We start from the raw sequence: 21,811 nt of genomic DNA, 5'->3' as shown, positions 1-21,811 counted from the left end.
GTATCAGGTGCGCAGAGTCAAGCCATCCAGCGCAAAAGGCGGCGCCTTCCCCTGCATCGCCCCGGCCAGCAGCGCGGCCGTGCCGCAGGCGAAGGTGAAGCCGAGCGGGCCGTGGCCCACGTTCAGCCACAGGTTGGCATAGGGCGTGGCGCCGATGATGGGCGCGCTGCTCGGCGTCGCCGGGCGCAGCCCGGCCCACACCTCGAGCTTGCTGTAGTCGGCCGCGCGCGGCATGGTCTCGCGCACCTGGCGCGTCAGGCTGTCGACCCGCTTCGGATCATGGCTCAGGTCTTCCCCCACCATGTCGACCATGGCCGCCACCCGCAGCTTGTCGCCGATGCGCGCGTACAGCACCTTGCGCTCGAAGTCGGTGACGCTGATCTCGGGGGCAAGGTCGTCCTGGCGGATCGGCGCGCTCAGGCTGTAGCCCTTGAGCGGGTAGAGCGGCAGGCGGATGCCGGCCGTGTCGCCCAGGTCGCGGCTCTGGATGCCGGCGGCCAGCACGTAGGCGTCGGCGCGCACCACCCCGGTGCTCGTCTCGACGCCGGTGATGCGCCCGCCCTCGTTCAGCAGGCGGCGCGCTTCCCCGTGCACGATGCCCTGGAAGCGCGGATGCCGGCCCAGCTGGGCGGCGAGGGCCTGGCAGAAGGCATGGCAATCGGCCACCGCCTCGCCGGCGTTGTAGATCCCGCCCGCCAGCAGCGGCTCGGCCGCGGCCAGCGCAGGCTCGCGTTCGGCGCAGTCGCGCGCCGACCAGACCTGGCCGGCGCCGTTCTTGGCCGCCGCCTTCTCGAACAGCGCGCGCGAACGGTAGACCACCAGCTTGCCGGCGTCGCGCCAGTTGAAGGCCTCGAGCGGCACGGCGAGTTCGAGCGCCTTCATGGACTGGCGCGACAGCTCGCCCAGTTCGAGCAGCTTGGCGGTGGTGCGGCGGTTGACGTCGGCGCGGCAGTGGGCGAGGAAGCTGGCCAGCCAGCGGTACTGGCGCAGGTCGGCCTCCGGCTTGAAGCGCAGCGGGCCGTTCTCCTGGAACAGCCACTGGATCGCCTTGAGCGGCACGCCTTCGTCGGCCAGCGGCGAGACGTAGCGGTAGCTGAGCTGCCCGCCATTGCCGTAGCTGGCGCCGCTGCCCACCTCGGGCGCGCGTTCCAGCAGGGTGACGTCGTAGCCCGCCTCGGCCAGCCACCAGGCGGAGGTCAGGCCGACGACGCCGCCGCCGATGACGATTACATGCTGCTGCATTCCAAACTCTTTTTCTCAGGTACGGGTAGTGAGCTTAGGCGCTCGCTGCCCGAGGGGCCAATGAATGCTGAGCCGAGGCTCATAACCGGGGTATATGCAAGTGTCAATCGGTGCGCGCTTCGATGGCGCGCCGGTACAAAGCCGTGAGGATGCGCTCCTCGAAAGGCGCCAGCGCCGAGTAGCTGCCGCGCTGGGCGTCCGGATCGGCCGAGCTGCCGCCGACCAGCATTACCAGGCCGTTGCCGCTGGCCCGGTCGAAGGCGAACACCGAGCGCAGGCCATAGGCTTCGCCGAGGTGGCCGAGGGCGTCGAAGCCGCTCTCCACCAGGCGGGTGCCGGATGTCGGCGGAAAGTGCTGGTTGCCCAGGCCCCAGGCGCCATAGAAGCCGTTCAGGGTGTCGCCGTTGGCGCGCGCGGGATCAAAGGTCCAGTGGCGCGCGAACATGCGCTCCAGGGTCTCGCGCCGCAGCAGGCGCTTGCCCTCGTGGACGCCGCCGGCGATCAGCATGCGCATCACCACGCCCAGGCCCTGGGCCGAGATGCGCAGGCCGCCGGTGGGGCTGTAGGGCGTGGCGTTCACGCCCGGCACATAGCCGGCCAGGCTGGGTGGCGGCCGCTGGCTGTAGTCGTCGACCTGGGGGATCCAGGGCCCGGCGGCATCCCAGATTTCGGTGTCGGTGGTGCGCTTGCGGTACAGGGTCGCGAGCCGGCCGAGGGCGGCGGGCGCCAGTTCGGACGGGTGGTAGCCGGCCTCGATGCCGAGCGGCTGGAACAGCAGGCGCTGCATGAGGGCGTTGAAGCGCTCGCCGCTGACCTTTTCCATCACGGTGCCGATCACGCCCCAGGCCAGGTTGCAGTAGCTGAAGTACTCGCCCGGCGCGGCCTTGCCCGACCACATGCGGCCCTCGCCGTACAGGGGCGCGCCCGGAACCAGCACGTCCTTCAGGGCGGTGGCGTTGGGCCAGGAATAGCCGGCGTCGTCGCGCAGCGAGGAGGTATGGGTGAGCAGCAGGCGCAGGCTGATCGGCTGCTGCGGGAAATGCGGGTTACGCAGGGGGAAACCGAGGTAGCCGGAGACGTCGGCGTCGAGATCGAGCTTGCCGTCCTCGACCAGGCGCATCAGGCCCAGCGTGGTCATCATCTTGGAGACCGAGGCGATGCGGTACAGGGTGTCCGGCGTGGCCGGGCGGTCCGGCAGGCCGTTCGCGCCGATGAAGCGGCGTCCGAAGGCGGCCTCGTAGACCGGCTGGCCGGCGCGGATCGCCAGCACCGATAGGCTGGCCAGGCGCATGGCCGGATCCTCCAGCACCGCGGCCAGCTCGGCGTCCAGGCGCCGCCTGGCGCCCGGCGCGAGCGGCGCGCCGGCCTGCGCCGGGGCCGCGAACAGCGGCTGCGCCGCGCCCAGCAACACCATTCCCAGCATGGATCGCCTGACCTGGTTCATGTTTTCTCCCGTCCTCTCTTCGTGCGCGTGATGTCCCTTGTCGGATGAGCATACGGACTGGCTGGAATCCTTGCCAAATGAATAGCGATCAGAGGGGCATAACCGTTTTGTATTGGCATCAAGTGGTATGCTCATAACCGCGCCGCATGCGACGACAAGATTTTTTCATGGCGCAGGCTGGTTCTTCCCCGGACGCAGGCGCTACACTCCCCGCATGAACATGATGACAACAGGCACCGGCTTCCAGGTCGACCTGAACGACAATTCGCCGCTCTATATGCAGCTGGCGCGCAAGCTGGCGCAGGACGTGCGCGATGGCCGCTACCAGGCCGACCAGGCCCTGCCCTCCGAACGCACCCTGTCCGAACAGCTCGACGTCTCGCGCGTCACCGCGCGCAAGGCCATCGACCAGCTGGTCGAGCAGGGCCTGGTGGTGCGCCGGCGCGGCTCGGGCAACTACATCGCGCCGCGCATCGAGCAGCCGCTGTCCAACCTGTCGAGCTTTTCGGAGCAGCTGCAGCAGCGGGGCTTTCGCCCCGGCTCGCACTGGCTGCGGCGCGAGGTGGTGCTGGCCGACGCCGACGAGCAGCTCTCGCTCGGCCTCTCGCCGGGCGCCCGGGTGGCGCGCCTGGAGCGCCTGCGCCTGGCGGACGAGATGCCGATGGCCTACGAGGTGAGCGTGATCCCGGCCAGCGTGCTGCCACGCCCCGAGGGCGTGACGGCCTCGCTCTACGCCCACCTGGCCAAGACTGGCCACATGCCGGTGCGCGCGCTGCAGCACATCCGCGCCATGAACGCCTCCGGCGAACTGGCGGCCCGCCTCGACATCCCGGAGGGCAGGGCGGTGCTGTTCATCACCCGGGTCGGCTACCTCGAATCGGGCGAACCGGTCGAGCTGACCCACTCCTACTGCCGCAGCGACCATTACGACTTCGTGGCCGAGTTGAGACGGGCGGTCTAGGGTTCTCCCAGCCGCTCCGCATAACCTTTTGGCATGACGGCAGCCGATCCTTTCATAAGATCGCTCGCCGAATTGGTACTACACTGGTTTTATCGATTACTGCGCAAGAATCATCCAGAGCGAGCCATGCTGAAAACCGAATCCCCCTCCCAGGCCCACGCCGCCCTCGACCAGTACGCCACCGACGATCTGGTCGGCGTCTTCGTCGACGACCAGATCCATGCCGTGAACGCCGTGCGCGCCGCCGCACCCGCCATCGCGCGCGCGGTCGACGCCGCGCTGCCGCGCATGGAAGCGGGCGGCCGCCTGGTCTACGTGGGCGCCGGCACCTCGGGCCGCCTGGGCGTGCTGGACAGCGTCGAGCTGTATCCGACCTTCTCCTGGCCGCACGGCCGCGCGGTGGCGCTGCTGGCCGGCGGCAGCGACGCCATGTTCGTGGCGGTCGAAGGCGCCGAGGACGACCTCGCGCAGGGCGCGGCCGACCTGGCGAGCGTGAACGTGGGTCCGGACGACGTGGTGCTCCTGATCGCGGCCTCGGGCGGCACCCCCTACGTGCTGGGCGCCCTGCGCGCCGCGCGCGTCGCCGGCGCGCTGACGGTCGGCTTCGCCAACAACACCGACGCCCCGGTGGCGCTTGAGGCCGAGATCGGCGTGACGCTGGATACCGGCCCCGAAGTCATCTCCGGCAGCACCCGCCTGAAGGCGGGCACCTCGCAGAAGATCGCCCTGAACACCTTCTCCAGCGCCCTGATGGTGCGTTTGAACAAGGTCTACGGCAACCTGATGGTAGACTTGAAGGCTACCAACGCCAAGCTGGTGCGGCGTGCGATCCGCCTGACCTCCTTCGCCACCGGCGCCGACGAGGATGCCGCGCGCGCGGTGCTGGAGCAGTGCGGGTTCCACGTCAAGACCGCGATCGTGGCCTTGTCCAAACAAACCAGTGTCGAGCAGGCGCAAGCGCTGCTGGAAGCGGCGCACGGCAGCGTGCGCCAGGCGCTTGCCTGAGCGGCGCCGTCCGCTCCCTCGCTTTTCCGGCCCGGCACACGAAAGAGTCATGCAAACTTCGCAAGTGAATTCCGCCGGGCGCAGTCCCTGGCTGTGGGTACCCTCCCTGTACTTCGCCCAGGCCATCCCCTACGTGGTGGCGATGAGCCTGTCGGTCATCATGTACAAGGACATGGGGGTGTCGAACTCCGACATCGCCTTCTATACCAGCCTGCTCTACCTACCCTGGGTGATCAAGCCCCTGTGGTCGCCCGTGGTCGACATGTTCGGCACCAAGCGCCGCTGGACCGTGCTGCTGCAGCTGGTGGTGGCGGCTTCGCTGCTGGCCGTGGGGCTGGTGCTGCACCTGCCGGCCTTCTTCGCGGTCAGCCTGGCGGTGATGTGGCTGATGGCCTTCAGCTCCGCCACCCATGACATCTCGGCCGACGGCTTCTACATGCTCGGCCTGCGCCAGCAGCAGCAGGCCGCCTTCGTGGGCGTGCGCTCGACCTTCTACCGCCTGGCCACCCTGGCCGGCCAGGGCCCGCTGGTGGTGCTGGCGGGTTACCTGGCGGTGAGCATGGGCGACGTGCACCAGGCCTGGTCGATCGTGTTCTTCGTGCTGGCCGGCCTATTCGCCGCGGCCTTCGCCTGGCACCAGTTCATCCTGCCTGTGCCCGAGAGCGACAAGCCTGCGCCCTCGTCGAGCAATCCGCTGCGCGACTTCTTCGGCACCTTCGGCGCCTTCTTCGGCAAGCGCGACATCTGGCTGATCCTCGGTTTCATCCTCACCTTCCGCCTGGGCGAAGCCCAGCTCCTCAAGCTGGTCGCGCCCTTCCTGAAGGACCCGGTGAGCGAGGGCGGCCTGGGCCTCACCACCGCGCAATACGGCATCGCCTACGGCACGGTCGGCATCATCGCCCTGACCCTGGGCGGCCTGGCCGGCGGCTGGCTGATCTCGCGCCTGGGCCTGAAGCGCTGCCTGTGGCTGATGGTGTTCGCCGTGCACCTGCCGGACCTGGTATTCGTCTACCTGTCCCAGGCCCAGCCCACCGACCTGGCCACGGTCTCGGTGTTCCTGGCGATCGAGCAGTTCGGCTACGGCTTCGGCTTCACCGCCATGCTGATGTACATGATCATGGTCTCGGACGGCGCACACAAGACCGCCCACTACGCGATCTGCACCGGCCTGATGGCCCTAGGCATGATGGTGCCCGGCATGTGGAGCGGCGACCTGCAGGAGTACCTGGGCTACAAGAACTTCTTCATCTGGACCTGCCTGGCCACCATCCCGGCCTTCATCATGGCGGCCCTGGTGAAGATCGATCCCGAGTTCGGCAAGAAGTAAGCGGACCGCGAAGGACATGAACGACGCCCCGCTGCGCCTGACTTCCCTCGACGCCTTCCGCGGCTTCACCATCGCCGCGATGGTGCTCGTGAATAATCCGGGCGACTGGGCCAACCTGTATCCGCAGCTGGCCCACGCCGCCTGGCACGGCTGGACCTTCACCGACACCATCTTCCCCTTCTTCCTGTTCATCGGCGGGGTCGCGATGGCCCTGTCGCTGGGCCGCCTGGCCGCCGCCGGCGCCGACAAGCCGCGCCTGCTGCGCAAGCTGGCCGTGCGCGCCGCGATCATCTTCCTGATCGGCTTCGCCCTCAATCTGATCCCGCGCTTCGACTTCGACACCGTGCGCATCCCCGGCGTGCTGCAGCGGATCGCCCTGTGCACCCTGCTGGCCGCGCCGCTGGTGGTCTACCTCGGCTGGCGCGGGCAAGCGGCGGCGATCGCCATCCTGCTCACGCTCTACAGCCTGCTGATGTTGTGCGTGCCGGTGCCCGGCGTCGGCGCCGGCGTGCTGGAGCCGGGCAAGGACCTCGGCGCTTATATCGACCGCATGCTGCTCGACGGCCACCTCTGGGTGCAGGCCAAGACCTGGGACCCGGAAGGCTTGCTCAGCACCCTGCCGGCCCTGTGCAGCCAGCTGTTCGGCGTGCTGGCCGGGCGCCTGCTCCTGTCGGCGCTGCCGCGCGGCGAACAGGTGGTGTGGCTGATGCTGGGCGGCTTGGCGTGCCTGGCGCTGGGCTCGACCCTGGACGCCGTCCTCATGCCGATCAATAAAAGCCTGTGGACGCCGTCATACTGCTTCCTGATGACCGGCTGGGCGCTGCTCGCCTTCGGCGCCAGCTACTGGCTGCTGGACGCCAACCCCCACCCCGCGCTGCGCGCGCGCGCCGCCGCCTGGAGCAAGCCCTTCCTGATCTACGGGATGAATGCGCTGTTCATCTTCGCGTTCTCCGGCTTCGTCGCCAAGATGCTGGGCTTTATCAAGCTGGCCCAGCCCGACGGCAGCCAGGTGTCGCTGGGCCGCAGCCTGTACGCGCCGATCGCGGCGCTGCCCATCGGCGCGGTCAACACCTCATTGTTGTACGCCATCGCCTTCAACGCCTGCATGTTCGGGATCGCCTGGTTCATGTGGCGGCGGCGCTGGTTCGTCAAAGTCTAACGAGAAGAATATAGGAGCCGCTTTTGCAGCCTGACCTGAAAAAACGCGCCTTCGCGCTTGCCGGCGTGGCCGGCGCCCTGGCCCTCGGCGGCCTGATGACCGCCTGCACCACCCAGCCCAGCGCCTCCTCGGCCGGCGCGCTTCCGGACGGCGCGGTGGCCCTGGGCGGCGAGCAGCCGCCGCCGGCCCCGCGCGAATTCCGCGCCGCCTGGGTCTCGACGGTGGCCAACATCGACTGGCCCAGCAAGCAAAACCTGGGCGCCGCCCAGCAGCAGGCCGAAGCCGTGGCCATCCTCGACCGCGCCAAGGCCATGAACCTGAACGCCATCGTGCTCCAGGTGCGCCCCTCGGCCGACGCCATCTACGCCTCCAAGATCGAGCCGTGGTCCGAATACCTCACCGGCGCCCAGGGCAAGGCCCCCCAGCCCTGGTACGACCCGCTCAAGTTCTGGGTCGAGCAGGCCCACGCCCGCGGCCTCGAGCTGCACGCCTGGTTCAACCCCTATCGCGCGCGCCACGACGGCGCCCGTTCGCCGGCCGCGCCCAACCACATCACCAACAGCAAGCCGGAGGCGGTCAAGCGCTACGGCAAGTTCATGTGGATGGACCCGGCCGAGGAAGCGGCCTCGCAGCAGACCCTGGACGTGATCCTGGACGTGGTGCGCCGCTACGACATCGACGGCGTGCACATCGACGACTACTTCTATCCCTACCCGATCGAAGCCACGCCCGAAGTGGCGGGCAACCAGGCGGCGCTGGACGGCAAGACCGGCAAGACCGAACTCGATTTCCCGGACGGCCCGGCCTGGGAGCGTTACCTGGCCGGCGGCGGCAAGCTCGATCGCGCCTCATGGCGCCGCGACAACGTCAACCGCCTGATCGAAAACATCTACCAGGGCATCCACCGCGAGAAGAGCTGGGTGCGCTTCGGCATCAGCCCCTTCGGCCTGGGCCGCCCGGACCGCCGCCCGCCCGGCATCACCGGCTTCTCGCAGTACGACAAGCTGTACGCGGACGCAGAACTGTGGCTGCAGAAGGGCTGGCTCGACTACTTCACGCCCCAGCTCTACTGGCCGCTGTCCCAGGCCGGCCAGGCCTACGACGTGCTGCTCGACTACTGGATCTCGCAGAACACCATGGGCCGCCACATGTGGCCGGGCCTGTACACCAGCCGCATCGGCGCGCCCACCCGCGACTACCAGCCGGAAGAGGTGCTGAACCAGATCAGCGTGACCCGTGCGCGGCCCCAGGCCACCGGCCACGTCCACTTCAGCATGATCGCCCTGATGCAGAACCGCAAAGGCATCGCTGACCAGCTGCGCGCCACCCGCTACACGGGCCCGGCCCTGGTGCCGGCCACGCCCTGGCTCGGCAGCGGCGCGCCCGGCCTGCCGCAGGTGGCGGCCGAGCGCCGCGGCAAGGCGCTCCAGCTCAAGCTCAAGGCCGGCCAGGCCAACGCCCTGTACGCGATCTGGGCCCGCCACGGCGAGGAGTGGCGCTTCGCGGTGGTCCCGGCCGCGCGCGTGGACTGGAGCATCCCCGACGACGACCGCCTGGGCGCCGCCAACCTGGTGTTCGTGAGCGCGGTCGACCGCCTCGGCATCGAGAGCGAGCGCCTGCGGGTGTGGGGCAAGTCGTGACGCATAACCCTGGCTCATGCATTTCCCGCCAGCATTCATTCGCGCCAGCGTGACGGAGGAGTAAACTTGAACGCCATGCAGACCACGAACACGACCACACACGAGGGCCTGGGCCTGGGCATCGACGCGGGCGGCACCCAGACCCGCTGGGCCCTGGCCGCGCCGGGCGGCCGCATCGTCGCCGAAGGCACGGTGGACGGCCTGTCGGCCCTGCAGATGGCCAGCAGCGAAGGCCGCGGCGCGGTGCGCGCCACCTTCGCCGGCATGGCCCAGGCCGTGCTCGAACACGGCCGCCCGGTGGCGGTGCGGGCCGGCCTGACCGGCTTCGGCGGCGAGGGCGAGCAGCTGGCGCGCTGGCTGGCGGGCTTCCTCGGCATCGAATCGGGCGCGATCACGCTGTGCAACGACATCGAGATCGCCTACCTGGCCAGCTTCAGTCCCGGCGAAGGCTATGTGGTCTACGCCGGCACCGGCTCGATCGGCGCCTTCATCGACGAAGGCGGCGTGCTGCACCGCGCCGGCGGGCGCGGCGTGGTGCTGGACGACGGCGGCGGCGGTTTCTGGATCGCGCGCCAGGCCCTGCGCCACATCTGGCGCAACGAGGACGAGCATCCCGGCGCGTGGGAATCCTCGCCCATGGCCCAGGCGGTGTTCCAGCACATCGGCGGCAGCGACTGGTCGTTCTCGCGCCAGTTCATCTACCACCGCGAACGCGGCGAGATCGGCAAGCTTGCGCTGGCCGTCGCCGCCAGCGCCGAGCGCGACCCGGCCGCCGCCGCCATCCTGCGCGAAGCGGGCAGCGAGCTGGCGCGCCTGGCTCTGGCCCTGATCCGCCGCTTCGGCCCGCGCCCGGTGGCGCTCACCGGCCGCGCCGCCGAGCTGCACCCGGTGATCGTCGAGACCATGCGCGCCGCCCTGCCGCCCGGCACCCCCCTGAGCCAGACCGGCCAGCGCGCCCACTACGCGGCCGCAAGGCTGGCGGCCGGCCCGCTGCCCGGGATCGACTAACCCCAGAGAAGAATGACAATGAAGACTTCGATCGCCGCCCTGACCCTCCTGCTGCTGGCCGGTTGCGCCACCGGCCCGCGCTATGACACCAGCTACACCGCCAAGGGCCAGTCGAGCCGCGTGCGTTTCCTGGTGCTGCACTACACCGTGGCCGACAAGCCGGCCTCGCTGAAGATCCTGACCGAGCAACAGGTGAGCGCTCACTACCTGCTCACCGACGATCCGCAGCCGGTGGTCTACCGCCTGGTGGACGAGAACCGCTCGGCCTACCATGCGGGCGTGTCGAGCTGGAAGAACTACACCCAGCTGAACAACAGCTCGATCGGCATCGAGATCGTCAACGCCGGCTGGAAGGACACCCCCAACGGCCGCGTCTACGCGCCTTTCCCGCAAGCCCAGGTCGACGCCCTGGTGCCGCTGGTGAAGGACATCGTCCAGCGCCACGGCATCGCGCCGGAAAACGTGGTCGGCCACAGCGACATCGCACCGCTGCGCAAGCAGGACCCGGGTCCGCTCTTCCCCTGGGCGCGCCTGGCCCAGGAAGGCCTGGTCAAGTGGCCGGACGCGGCGCGCGTGGCGGCGGTGCGCCCGGTCTTCGACGCCTGGCTGCCCGACGTCGCCTGGTTCCAGCGCAAACTCGTGGCGCACGGCTTCGCGCTGCCCCAGACCGGCGTGCTGGACGAGGCCACCCGCACCACGCTCGGCGCCTTCCAGATGAAATACCGCCCGGCGGACTTTTCCGGCAACCCGGACGCCGAGACCGCGACCCTGCTCGAGGTGCTGACCACGCCGGCCAATGCGCCGCTGCCGGTGCCGCCGCCGCAGCCGGTCCTGACGGCGCCCGCGCCCGCATCCGCGCCGATCACCGCGCCGGCGCCGCAGGTGCCGCCACCGGCCGCGCCCGCGCCGACGACCCCGGTCCTGCCGGTGCCCGAGACCGCCCCCGCGCCGGCCGCGCCGCCACCGCCTCCAGTGCCTGCACCGGCGCCTGCGCCAACGCCGGCGCCCGCAGCGCAGACGCCGGCCGGCCCGGCGATCGTGAACACGCCGTGACGGTCGCCCGGCGCCCGTTTTCGCTGTATCCTTCGGGAATTCCGCGCCCGCCGCGGAAGCTTTCACAGAAGGATTAGCGATGCGCCTGCGTCATATCGAAGTATTCCACGCCATCATGCAGGTCGGCACCATCAGCGGTGCCGCCCAGGTTCTCCACATTTCCCAGCCGGCGGTGACCAAGGTGCTCCAGCACGCCGAGCTGCAGCTCGGGATGCCGCTGTTCGAGCGCGTGCGCGGCAAGCTGTATCCGAAACCGGAAGCCCACCGCCTGTTCGCCGAAACCGAGAAGCTGAACCGCGACCTGCAGGGCATCCGCCGCCTGGCCGCCAGCCTCAAGGGCCGCGCGGTGGAAACCGTGCGCCTGGTGTCGACCCCGACCATCGCGATCAGCGTCCTGCCGGAGGCCATGACCCTGTGGCGGCGCGACTTCCCGAAGGCGCGCTGCGAGCTCGCCACCCACCACACCAGCGAGATCGTGAACGTGCTGCGCCTGGGCGAAGCCGACCTGGCGCTGTCGCTGCAGGACCCGCGCCACCCCGGCATCGTGGCCGAGCCGATCGCCCACGGCAAGCTGACCGTGATGGCGCCGGCCGGCACCTGGAGCGAGGAAGAATGCAGGCGGCCGATCTCGGCCGACGGCCTGAGCGGAGAGCTGATCGGCCTGGCCGACGGCGACCCGCTGGGCGAGATGGTGGTCTCGGCCTGCGAGTCCCAGGACGTGCATCCGGTCTTCAATACCGTGGTGCAGACCTACCAGATCGCGCGCTCGCTGGTGGAAGCGGGCGCCGGCACCGCGGTGCTCGACCCATTCACGGCCGCTTCGGCGGCCGTCGGCAAGGTCCAGCGCCGCACCTGGGAGCCGGAGATTCCGGTCAACCTGTATCTGCTGACCGCCAGCCATTCCCCGCTCTCGCACGGGGCGCGCGAGCTGGCCAATTGTATCGGCGCGACCGCGCGCGCCTGTCTGGAAAAAGGAAGTCCATGAGTCTCACCGTGGCCAGCGAAGAGATCGCCGGCAGCCCTGAATTTCGCCACCTGACCAGTATCGCCGGCATCGGGATCGACCTGCGCTACGCCACGGACAACAACTTCGTCGGACGCGACCTGTATTCGCCCTTCGACTGCGCCTGGCTGCACGTCCAGGCCGCCGAAGCGCTCGAGAAGGTGGTCGCCTGGCTGGCCGCGCGCCGGCCGGACCTCAAGCCCCTGGTGCTGGACGCCCTGCGCCCGCAGCGGGTGCAGCAGCAGCTGTGGGACGCGCTGGCCGGCACCGGCCTGCAGATGTACCTGGCTAATCCGGAGCGCGGTTCGATCCACTCCTACGGCATGGCGCTCGACATCACCCTGCTCGACGCCGAAGGGCGCGAGCTGGACATGGGCACCGGCTTCGACGACATGACCGACCTGTCGCACCCGGCGCTGGAAGAGGGTTTCCTGCGCGCCGGCAAGCTCACCGAGCAACAGGTGGCCAACCGCCGCCTGCTGCGCGAAGCCATGCTGCAGGCAGGCTTCCTGGGCATCAATACCGAGTGGTGGCACTTCGACTGCGGCGACCGTGAACTGGTGCGCAGCAGCTTTCGGCGCGTGCTCTAGGCCCGGCTACCTGAGTTCAATCGACTCCACCCGGTTGCGTCCCTTGCGCTTGGCCTCGTACATCAGCTTGTCCGCCGCCGAGATCAGGTCCGGCACGCTGTAGCGCACCGCCTGGTTGGCGTAATCGAAGCTGGCCACGCCGAAGCTGGCCGTGGTGCGCAGGCCGAAGGGATTCGGCTCCAGCACCGGCGGGGTGGCCGCGAAGGCCTCGCGCAGGCGCTCGGCCAGGCGCTCCCCGCCTTCCAGGCTGGTGCCGGGCAGGATCAGCAGGAATTCCTCGCCGCCGTAGCGCACCACCGAATCCACATTGTCGCGCGTCAGGCGCTCCAGCAGGGACGCGAAGGCGCGGATCACATCGTCTCCTTTCTCGTGGCCGAAGTTGTCGTTGATGAGCTTGAAGTTGTCGATATCGCAGAGCACCACCGTGAGCGGGTGGCCCAGGCGCCGGGCGCGCGTCAGCTCGGCCTCGAGCAGGTGCTCGTGCAGGTAGCGCCGGTTGTAGCAGCCGGTCAGGTGATCGCGCTCGGCGATGGTCTTGAGGTGGGACTGCAACTGGAATTCCTCGCGCGAGACCTGGTTGAAGCGGCGCGCCGCCAGCGCGCCGAAGGTGTTCACCAGCACCAGCAGCATGCCCATGGTGAGCATGTCGCGGAAGGGCATCGGGGCCAGCGCCAGCACCAGTCCGAGGAAGGCGGCGGTGGCGGCGGTGGCCAGCAGGATCGCGTAGATGAGGCGGTTCGGGATGTACAGGTAGATCACCACCAGCATGATTGCCAGCGACATCGCGTGCCAGTGGAACTCGTGCGGGCGCTGCACGGCGATGTGCATGAAGCTGGCCAGGGCCACGGACTCTGCCAGGGTCGCCGCGATGCGGGTGGCGCGCACCGACAGGGGGCGCCGGTAGGCCAGCCAGGCGCAGGCCCCGGCGGTGACGGCAACCAGCAGGCGCGCAGGGAAGGTCGCGGCCACGGCCGCCTCGACGCCGAGCGCCGCGATGTCGGTGGCAAAAAAAGACAGGAAGAAAAAAGTGCAGAACAGCAGGGTAAAACCCAGCAGCGCCCGGGTCGAGGCCAGCTTGTGTTCGAGAAAAGCCGATTCGACGGCAGGCCCGGCGAATTCACCGGTGAGGGGATGGATCTTCATGGCAGGCGGATGAACTTGCGGCCGCCGTAGGCGCGCAGCTGGATCGGAAGGTTGGACTTGGGCGCATATACGCCAACCCGGCCATTCTGACACTTTTGCCGTTAATCAAGTGTCACGAAAGGTAACGTTTTTGCAAGATCCGACGCGATATGCATGTTACCGTCGACCATACTGGAAGCGTCGAAGGAGGGCCGCCGCCCCTCGGCTCAGGGCGCGGTCTGGGCTGTCGCGCCTCCCGGCGGCAGGGCGCTTGCAGGCGCTCCCGAGCGCGCCACCCAGTCCACCAGCGTGTCGAGCACCGCGCGCCCGCGGCCGTTGCCGGCCTGTTCGCTGTTGACCATGGCGACGAACACGCACAGGCTGCCGTTGGCGTCCGGCACGTAGCCGGCCAGGGCGGTCACGTTGCGCAGGGTGCCGGTCTTCAGGCGCGCGCGGCCGGCAGCGGCGCTGCCCTGCAGGCGGCGGCGCAGGGTGCCGTCCATGGCCGCGATCGGCATGCTGGCCTGGAATTCGGGCGCCCAGGGGCTGCGCAGGCCGGCCTGCAGCAGGTAGGCCATCTGCTGCGGGCTGATGCGCTCGATGCGCGACAGGCCAGAGCCGTTCTCGATCACGAAGCCGGTGTCGTCGATGCGCTGGGCGCGCATCCACTCGCGCACCGCGGCTTCGGCGCGCGCGGCGGTGGGCTCGCCATTGGCGGGCAGGGCGGCGCTGCCGGTTGCCGGGTCGGGCTGCAGGCTGCCCAGGCTAAGGAACAGGGTGCGCGCCAGCGCGTTGTCCGAGGGCTTGTTGATGTCGCGCAGCAGCTCCGGCAGCATGCGCGCGCTGTGCTCGGCCAGCAGGGTCGATGCCGGCGGCGTGGCCCCGGTCACGGTCTTGCCCGAGATCCGCCCGCCCAGCTCCTTCCACTTCTGGCGCACCAGGCGGCCGACGTAATCGTCGCGGTCCAGCACGTTGATGCCGTAGCTGCGCACGCAGTTCCTGGGGAAGGTCCCGCGCAGGACGATGCGGATGCGGCCGTCCGGCTGGCGGCGCGCCTCGGGCAGCTTCCAGCCGTCCTCCCACTTGGCGCAGTCGGCGTCGACCAGGCTCATCTCGGAGCCGATGCTGACCTGCTCCAACTCGGGCTGCATGCGCAGCTGCAGGCGCTTGCCGGTCGAGCGCATGTCGAGCTGCACCATGTTCTTGTTGACCAGCAGGGCGTCGGGAATCACGTTGTAATAGGCTTCCGGCGCCTCGTCGAAGGGCGGCAGGCCGAGGTCCATGCGCGCCGGCTGGAACAGTTCGCGGTCCAGCACCAGGTCGCCCTCGATGCGCCGTACGCCCTGGTAGCGCAGGGCGCGCAGCATGTTCTCCAGCGCCTCCCCGGACAGGTCGGCGTCGGCGCCGCCCTTCAGGATCAGGTTCCCGCGCAGGACCTCGCCCTCGATCGCCCCGGTGGTGCGCAGTTCGGTGCGGCCGCGGAACACCGGGCCGAGACGCTCCAGGCCCACCATGGTGGTCACCAGCTTCATGGTGGACGCGGGCTGCATCGGCAGCGCCGACTGGTGCGAGAGCAGCACCTGGTCGCCCTTGAGCACCAGCACCCCGAGCGCGTCCTCGGGCAGCCCGTTCTGCGCCAGCGCCTGAGCCACCGCGTCGGGCAGCTGGGCGTGGGCGAAGCCTGAGGCGGCGAAGAGAGCGGCGGCGAGGCTGAGGCTGAGGCGGCGGAACATGGGACTCCTTAACCGAAGAACAGGTAGGCCACGAAGATCGCGGCGATGATGCCGATCAGGTCGGCCAGCAGGCCGTAGCTGACCGCGTAGCGGGTCTTGCGGATGCCGACCGAGCCGAAATACAGGGCGATGATGTAGAAGGTGGTGTCGGAGGCGCCCTGCAGGATGCTGGCCAGGCGGCCGACGAAGGAGTCCACGCCATAGGTCTTGATGGCGTCGATCATCATGGCGCGCGCGCCGCTGCCCGACAGGGATTTCATGAGGGCGGTCGGCAGCGCGCCGACGAAGTCGGTCTGCAGGCCGAGGGCGTTGAAGACCCAGGCGAAGCCGCTCACGATCAGGCCAAGCACGCCAGAATTGCGCACCACGCTGATCGCCACGATCATGCCGACCAGGTAGGGAATGATCTTGATCGAGGTCTCGACTCCGGCCTTGGCGCCTTCGATGAAGTTCTCGAACACGTTCACCTTCTTCACCAGGGCGGCCGTCATGAAGGCGGCGATCACCGAGAACAGCACCAGGTTGGCCACCACGGTGGACACCAGCTGGATCTGGGCCTTGTCGAGGAACCAGGTGAAGCAGGCCACGATGGCCGCGATGAAGGCGGCGGTGCCGCCGATCCAGGCGAAGACCACCGGATGCAGCAGGTTGATGCGCTGGCGCAGGCCGACCGCGATGATGCTGGCGATGGTGGCGGTATAGGTGGCGATCAGGGTCGGGATGAAGATGTCGGCCGGGTTGGCCGCGCCCAGCACCGCGCGCTGGGCCATCACCGCCAGCGGGATGATGGTCAGCCCCGAGGTCTGGATCACCAGGAACATGAGCTGGGCGTCGCTGGCCTCGTCCTTGTTCGGATTGAGCGACTGCAGGCTCTCCATCGCCTTCAGGCCGAAAGGCGTGGCGGCGTTGTCCAGGCCGAGCATGTTGGCCGAAAAGTTCATCACCATGTGGCCGTTGGCCGGATGGTCGCGCGGCACGCCGGGGAAGATGCGCGAGAAGAAGGGCGCGATCACGCGCGCGAAGGCGTTGATGGCGCCGGCCTTCTCGCCCACGTTCATGATCCCGAGCCAGAAGGTCATCACGCCGGCCAGCGGCAGGGCGATGTCCATGACCGCCATCTTGGCCGAGTCGAAGGTCCCGTCGATGATGCGCTTGAAGATCTCGGTGTCGCCGAGGAACAGCCATTGCGCCAGCGCCGCCAGGAAGCCCACGAGAAAGAAGCCGGTCCAGATGTAATTGAGTGCCATGTTCGTTGTGCCGCAGAGGTAGCGCCAATTGTGCAGCGGAGAGTATAGGCCGGGTTCAGGCACTTATGATGAAAGTATGCAAGCGCGCCATGCGAAAAAGTTATGAGCCTCTCTCGCCGTGGCGGATCGGGCGCGGCGCGCGCGGGTTGCCCGCCGGGAGCCGGCGCGCATATGATACGCAACGCTCCAGAGGACTTCCCGCCATGCCGATCCGCCGACACGCCGCCGCCTTCCTGTTCCCGCTCCTGTGCCTCGGCCCCGCGCTGGCCCAGCCGCCGCAGGCCGGCGCGCCGAAGCAGGAAAAGGTGCTGCGCATGTTCCTGTCCACCAGCGAGACCGGGCTCGATCCGGCGGTCGCCTCGGACAACGCCACCCTGTCGCTGCTGGAGAACCTGTTCGACCCCCTGCTGCGCTACGACTACCTGGCCCGTCCCGCCAGGCTGCGCCCCAACACGGCCGCCGCCATGCCCGAGGTGAGCCCGGACGGCCTGAGCTACACCTTCCGCATCCGGCCCGGCGTCTACTTCACCCCCGACCCGGCCTTCAAGGGCGTCAAGCGCGAAGTCACCGCGGCGGACTACGTCTACAGCCTGAAGCGTCTTTACGACCCCGCCATCAAGTCGCCCTGGGCCTATATGTTCGAGGGGAAGATCGCCGGCGACGAGGCCCTGCGCCGCCGCTTCGGCCAGGACGTGCCGGTGGCCGGCCTGCAGGCGCTTGACCGCTACACCCTGCGTATCCGCCTGGCGGCGCCGGACAACAACTTCCTGTTCTACCTCGCCACCCCGGCCACCGGCGTGGTGGCGCGCGAAGTGATCGAGGCCTATCCCGGCCAGGCCGGCAACCACCCGGTCGGCACCGGCCCCTTCATGGTCGGGGACTGGAAGCGCAGCGACCGCATCGTCCTGCTGGCCAACCCGTATTCGAGCGCGGTGTTCCAAGCCACTCCCGGCGACGACCCGGAAGACCGCGCCATCGCCGCGGCCCTGGACGGCAAGCGCCTGCCGCGCGTGGACCGGGTCGAGGTGAAGATCGCCGAGGAGTTCCAGGGCCGCATGCTGGGCTTCCTGAACGCCGAATACGACTACCTGGAGCAGATTCCCGAGTCGATGACCGACATGGTGGTGCGCGACGGGAAGCTCAAGCCCGAGCTGGCCGCGCGCGGCATCGTGCTGTCGCGCTTCCCGGTGCTGCAGACCTACTACATGTGGATGAACATGAATGACCCGGTGGTCGGCGGCTACGGCAAGGACAAGGTCGCGCTGCGGCGCGCGATCTCGCTCAGCTACAACAATGCCGAGGACATCGCCCTGCTCAAGAAGGGCTTCGCGATCAAGGCCGAGTCGCCGCTGCCGCCCAACGTGCTGGGCTACGACCCCGCTTACCGCAGCCCCGTGCCCTACGACCCGCGCCTGGCTAACGCCCTGCTGGACCGCCATGGCTACACCCGGCGCGACCCGGACGGCTTTCGCCGCACGCCGGACGACAAGCCGCTCACCCTGGTCATGCACAGCGAAGCCACGGTCAGCGGCCGCCTGCGCGACGAGCTGTGGCGCAAGTGCCTGAACGCGATCGGGCTGCGCGTCGCCTTCAAGTCGGACAAGAAGACCGAGATCATCAAGGCCTCGCGCCTGGGCACGGTCCAGATGTTCGAGAGTAACTGGATCGCCGACTTCCCGGACGGTGACAATTTCTACCAGCTGCTCTACGGTCCCAACGCCGGCCGCGCCAACTATTCGCGCTTCAACCTGCCGGCCTACAACGAGCGCTACGAGCAGGCGCGCCGCCTCAGCGACGGTCCCGAGCGCCAGAAGCTGTATTTTGAGATGAACCAGCTGATCCACGCCTACAACCCCTGGGTGCCGCTGACCCACGTGCTTTCGGGCGACCTGCGCCATCCGTGGTTGAAAAACTACAAACGTCATCCGGTCGAATTTACGACCTGGCGTTATCTGGACGTCGATGTTGTAGAAAGGGCACGCTCTCTCAGAGCGAAATGAGAGAATCCGTTAGTTTTTCCCGGAGCAAACATTCCCCTTAGTTATACTGGCCGCCGGAATATTCATTGGATAACGCCAATTTTTTAGGCGTACTCTGAATCGGAACATAGCGGAATGCTAAGACATTGCGCACATAAAAAGCAGGCCTGCGCCACCTGGACGCGGGTCGACGAGCCCAGGGAAAACAGTTTTAGGAGAAACGCGTGAAGGTAAAGAAGCTCGCCCAATTGATCGCACTGATCGGTGTCATGAGCCCGGCAGTCGCACAGGAGCAGCCGGTGTCGGGGATGCAGCGGGTGGAAATCACCGGCTCGAGCATCAAGCGCATCGCCAAGGAAGGCGCGCTGCCGGTGGAAATTATCTCGCGCAAGCAGATCGAGGAACAGGGTATCGTCACCGCCGAGCAGCTGATCGCGACCCTGAACGTGAACGGCAACGGCTCGGACAACCTGGCCTCGAACGCCGACGTCACCTCTGGCGCACAGCGCGGCAATAACGGCGCATCCTCGGCCAACCTGCGCGGCCAGGGCGCCGACTCGACCCTGGTCCTGCTGAATGGCCGGCGCATCGCGACCCACGGCATGAAGGGCTCGGCGGTCGACCTGAACTCGATCCCCCTGGCGGCGGTCGAGCGCGTCGAAGTGCTGAAGGACGGCGCCTCGGCGGTGTACGGCACCGACGCAATCGGCGGCGTGATCAACTTCATCCTGCGCAAGAACTACAAGGGCCTGGAAGCCCAGTCCTTCATCGACGTGGCCGAGGAAGCCGGCGGCGAAATCGGCCGCGCATCGCTGACCGGCGGCTGGGGCGACCTCGAGACCGACGGCTGGAACGTGCTGGTGACCGCCGCCCATAGCGAGAACAAGGCGCTGCGCGGCGACCAGCGCGACTTCGTCAACACCTTCCAGCCCAACCGCGGCGTCTCGGTCGACACCCGCGGCGCACCGCACGCCAACGTATTCGCCACCACCCTGGCGCCGACCCTGCTGTCGCGCACCGGCACCGGCCCGACCCTGCCGGGCAGCAGCGTCGCCTACAACGGCATCAGCATTCTCGACCTTCCGGGCGGCCCGGGATGCGGCAGCATCGACGGCATGGGCGCCTACGACGAGAAGCTGTGGGACACGCCGAGCGCCGCCTACGGCTGCGCCTGGGATACCGGGCGCGCGGCCGTGCTGCAGCAGCCGGTCAAGAACAGCAATGCGCTGGCGCGCGCCACCTTCCAGTCGGGCGAGCACCAGATGTTCATCGAAGGCGTGGGCTCGCGCGTCGAAGTCGCCAAGCGCTTCTCGCCGAACCAGATCTCGCCCTCGGCCAGCACCTTCGGCCCGACTTCCTTCTATCCGAGCACCGGCGCTGCCTACAACACCGTGTACAACGCGCTGGTCAAGCAGTTCCCGGGCATCGCCGCCAACTACGGCCTGCCGATCGCCTACCGCTGGCGCTGCATGGAATGCGGCAACCGCGAGATCGAGACCGAGACCAAGGCCGGCCGTATCCTGGTCGGCGCCGACGGCCCGCTGAACCTGTTCGGCCGCCGCTATGACTACCGTGTCGGCCTGTCGCGCGCCTACAGCCAGTCCGACTCGACGCTCGGCACCGGCTACAACTACACGGCCGCCCTGGCCAGTGCGCTCGGCACCGGCAAGATCAACCCCTTCCTGCTGCCGGGCGAGACCCAGACCCAGGAGGCGATCGACCTGATCCGCTCGACTTCGGCCGCCGGCGTCGTGCTCTACGGCGGCCGCAGCATCCTGACCCAGTTCGACGCCGCCCTGTCCGGTGAAATCTTCAAGCTGCCGGCCGGTTCCGTGCTGGCCGCGGTCGGCACCGACCTGCGCCGCGAGGAATACAAGTTCAATGGCGACGTGCGCTCGCTCAGCGACCGCCGCGCGATCCTGAACGCGCCTTTCGACGATGTCAACGCGCTCGACAAGGTCCAGCGCTACATCCGCGCCGTGTACGCCGAGGTGCTGGTGCCGGTCACCAAGTCGCTGGAAGTCACGCTCGCTGTCCGCCGCGACAACTACACCGGCTTCGGCGCCACCACCAATCCGAAGGTCTCGTTCCGGTACCAGCCGATCCCGCAGCTGCTTTTCCGCGGTTCGTATAACGAGGGCTTCCGTGCGCCGGCCTTCAACCAGCTGTTCAACGGCCTGACCGAGTCTCCCTATGCCGGCAAGGACCTGGCCGACCCGGCCAAGTGCCCGGACCGTCGGGTCGACAGCAGCAAGCCGGGCTGCGAGGCGGTCACCCCGGTGACCGTGACCGGCGGCCGTCGCGAACTCGGTCCGGAGACGGCCAAGCAGGGCAGCCTGGGCGTGGTGTTCGAGCCCTCCTCCATGTTCTCGGCGAATGCCGACCTGTGGGAGATCCGCAAGGAAAACACCATCGATTCCTTCAACCTGACGACCATGGTCGCCAACTACGACCTGTTCCAGGACCAGTTCATCCGCGACGCGGCCGGCAACCTGGTGGTGATCGACCAGCGCTGGATCAACACCGGTGAGCGCATCACCCGCGGCGTCGAGGTGGGCGCGCGCCTCAACGGCAAGTTCAGCACCGGCGCCGTGTGGGGCGTGGGCATCGACGGTTCGCGCCTGCTCGAGAAGAAGTCGCGCGCCACGGTCAATGCTCCGTTCGGCGAGAGCGAAGTCGGCCGCTTCGTGTTCACCGGCGACCTGGGCCTGAAGTGGAAGCACAGCGCCTACGTGACCTACAAGTACGGCAACTGGAGCGGCATGCTGCAGAATATCTACCGCTCCGGCTATGACGACCAGGTCCTGCCGGGTGTGGCCAATGGCCTCGTGAAGCCGGCCAACTACGAGCGCAAGGTGGACGATTACTCGATCTTCCACCTGACCGCGACCTACAGCGGCTTCAAGAACCTGAGCCTGACCGCCGGCGTGAAGAACATCTTCGACGAGGATCCGCCGTTCGCCATCACCTACGACAGCAGCACCGGCGCCGGCAGCACCTGGGAGCCGCGCGTGGCCGATCCGCGTGGCCGTTCCTTCACCCTGATGGCGACCTACAAGTTCTTCTGATAGCCTTGAGCCTTGCGGCCCGTTGTCCCCGGAGCGACGCCTCCGGCGGCGCGGGCCGTTTTTCATTGATAAGCAGACCGTGACATTCCATTTCTCCCCGCGGCGCAAGAACGTCGTCCCGCGACCTCAACCCGTCATTCCCGGCACTGCCGGAAATGACTCCCCGGCACTGCCGGAAATGACTCCCCCGCGAAGGCGGGGATCCAAGTTTGTTCGCGTACCGTCGGTGC

General features: G+C 68.4%; 15 protein-coding genes and 1 pseudogene. 11 read left to right on the top strand and 5 right to left on the bottom strand.

Annotation, left to right across the window (positions count from 1 at the left end):
- Positions 1–3 precede the first annotated feature (3 nt).
- Positions 4–1,242, bottom strand: coding sequence for a D-amino acid dehydrogenase (locus B0920_RS23340; RefSeq protein ID WP_078035092.1), 1,239 nt, complete (start codon positions 1,240–1,242; stop codon positions 4–6).
- Positions 1,243–1,345: 103 nt separating this feature from the next.
- The gene (locus B0920_RS23335) at positions 1,346–2,686 is read right to left on the bottom strand and encodes a serine hydrolase (RefSeq protein ID WP_229455917.1); all 1,341 of its coding nucleotides are present in this window, start codon (positions 2,684–2,686) and stop codon (positions 1,346–1,348) included.
- Between the two features lie 220 nt (positions 2,687–2,906).
- Here B0920_RS23335 and B0920_RS23330 point away from each other — a divergent pair, with 220 nt between their 5' ends.
- The 9 genes and pseudogenes from B0920_RS23330 to B0920_RS23290 all read left to right on the top strand — a co-directional run bounded on the left by B0920_RS23330 (position 2,907) and on the right by B0920_RS23290 (position 12,432).
- Positions 2,907–3,647 carry a GntR family transcriptional regulator gene (locus B0920_RS23330; protein WP_078035333.1) on the top strand — a complete coding sequence of 247 codons (741 nt, stop codon included), beginning with the start codon at positions 2,907–2,909 and terminating at the stop codon, positions 3,645–3,647.
- 126 nt (positions 3,648–3,773) lie between these two features.
- Positions 3,774–4,652: an N-acetylmuramic acid 6-phosphate etherase gene (locus B0920_RS23325; RefSeq protein WP_078035090.1), complete on the top strand. Its 879-nt coding sequence runs from the start codon at positions 3,774–3,776 to the stop codon at positions 4,650–4,652.
- 49 nt (positions 4,653–4,701) lie between these two features.
- Positions 4,702–5,979 (top strand): MFS transporter, encoded by a 1,278-nt coding sequence (locus B0920_RS23320; protein ID WP_078035089.1) that lies wholly within the window; start codon positions 4,702–4,704, stop codon positions 5,977–5,979.
- Positions 5,980–5,995: 16 nt separating this feature from the next.
- Entirely contained in the window at positions 5,996–7,138 is a 1,143-nt protein-coding gene (locus tag B0920_RS23315) for an acyltransferase family protein (RefSeq protein WP_078035088.1), read from the top strand.
- A gap of 23 nt (positions 7,139–7,161) precedes the next feature.
- Positions 7,162–8,778 (top strand): glycoside hydrolase family 10 protein, encoded by a 1,617-nt coding sequence (locus tag B0920_RS23310; protein WP_078035087.1) that lies wholly within the window; start codon positions 7,162–7,164, stop codon positions 8,776–8,778.
- A gap of 75 nt (positions 8,779–8,853) precedes the next feature.
- A complete protein-coding gene (locus B0920_RS23305) occupies positions 8,854–9,786 on the top strand; it encodes an N-acetylglucosamine kinase (RefSeq protein ID WP_078035332.1) in 933 nt (310 codons plus the stop codon).
- An 18-nt stretch (positions 9,787–9,804) separates the two neighbouring features.
- Positions 9,805–10,569, top strand: a pseudogene (locus tag B0920_RS23300) (N-acetylmuramoyl-L-alanine amidase); the annotation flags it as partial.
- Between the two features lie 349 nt (positions 10,570–10,918).
- Entirely contained in the window at positions 10,919–11,824 is a 906-nt protein-coding gene (locus tag B0920_RS23295; RefSeq protein ID WP_078035085.1) for a LysR family transcriptional regulator, read from the top strand.
- The gene (locus B0920_RS23290; RefSeq protein WP_078035084.1) at positions 11,821–12,432 is read left to right on the top strand and encodes a M15 family metallopeptidase; all 612 of its coding nucleotides are present in this window, start codon (positions 11,821–11,823) and stop codon (positions 12,430–12,432) included. Before B0920_RS23295 ends, B0920_RS23290 begins: the two co-directional genes overlap by 4 nt.
- 6 nt (positions 12,433–12,438) lie before the next feature.
- Here B0920_RS23290 and B0920_RS23285 read toward each other — a convergent pair whose 3' ends face one another.
- From B0920_RS23285 to B0920_RS23275, 3 genes are all read right to left on the bottom strand, one after another.
- Positions 12,439–13,575 carry a diguanylate cyclase gene (locus tag B0920_RS23285; RefSeq protein ID WP_078035083.1) on the bottom strand — a complete coding sequence of 379 codons (1,137 nt, stop codon included), beginning with the start codon at positions 13,573–13,575 and terminating at the stop codon, positions 12,439–12,441.
- Positions 13,576–13,781: 206 nt separating this feature from the next.
- Positions 13,782–15,287, bottom strand: coding sequence for a D-alanyl-D-alanine carboxypeptidase/D-alanyl-D-alanine-endopeptidase (gene dacB, locus B0920_RS23280; RefSeq protein WP_078035082.1), 1,506 nt, complete (start codon positions 15,285–15,287; stop codon positions 13,782–13,784).
- 8 nt (positions 15,288–15,295) lie between these two features.
- A complete protein-coding gene (locus B0920_RS23275; protein ID WP_078035081.1) occupies positions 15,296–16,534 on the bottom strand; it encodes a nucleoside recognition domain-containing protein in 1,239 nt (412 codons plus the stop codon).
- Between the two features lie 203 nt (positions 16,535–16,737).
- Between B0920_RS23275 and B0920_RS23270 the strand changes: the two genes are divergently transcribed.
- Together B0920_RS23270 and B0920_RS23265 are read left to right on the top strand one after the other, a co-directional pair.
- A complete protein-coding gene (locus B0920_RS23270; RefSeq protein ID WP_078035080.1) occupies positions 16,738–18,534 on the top strand; it encodes an ABC transporter substrate-binding protein in 1,797 nt (598 codons plus the stop codon).
- A gap of 203 nt (positions 18,535–18,737) precedes the next feature.
- Positions 18,738–21,581 (top strand): TonB-dependent receptor domain-containing protein, encoded by a 2,844-nt coding sequence (locus B0920_RS23265; RefSeq protein WP_078035079.1) that lies wholly within the window; start codon positions 18,738–18,740, stop codon positions 21,579–21,581.
- The last annotated feature ends 230 nt before the right edge of the window (positions 21,582–21,811 follow it).

The organism is Massilia sp. KIM (genome assembly GCF_002007115.1).
GTDB lineage: Bacteria > Pseudomonadota > Gammaproteobacteria > Burkholderiales > Burkholderiaceae_D > Telluria.
The sequence above is the reverse complement of the archived record's forward strand: the minus strand, read 5'-3'. Positions and strand labels throughout refer to the sequence as shown.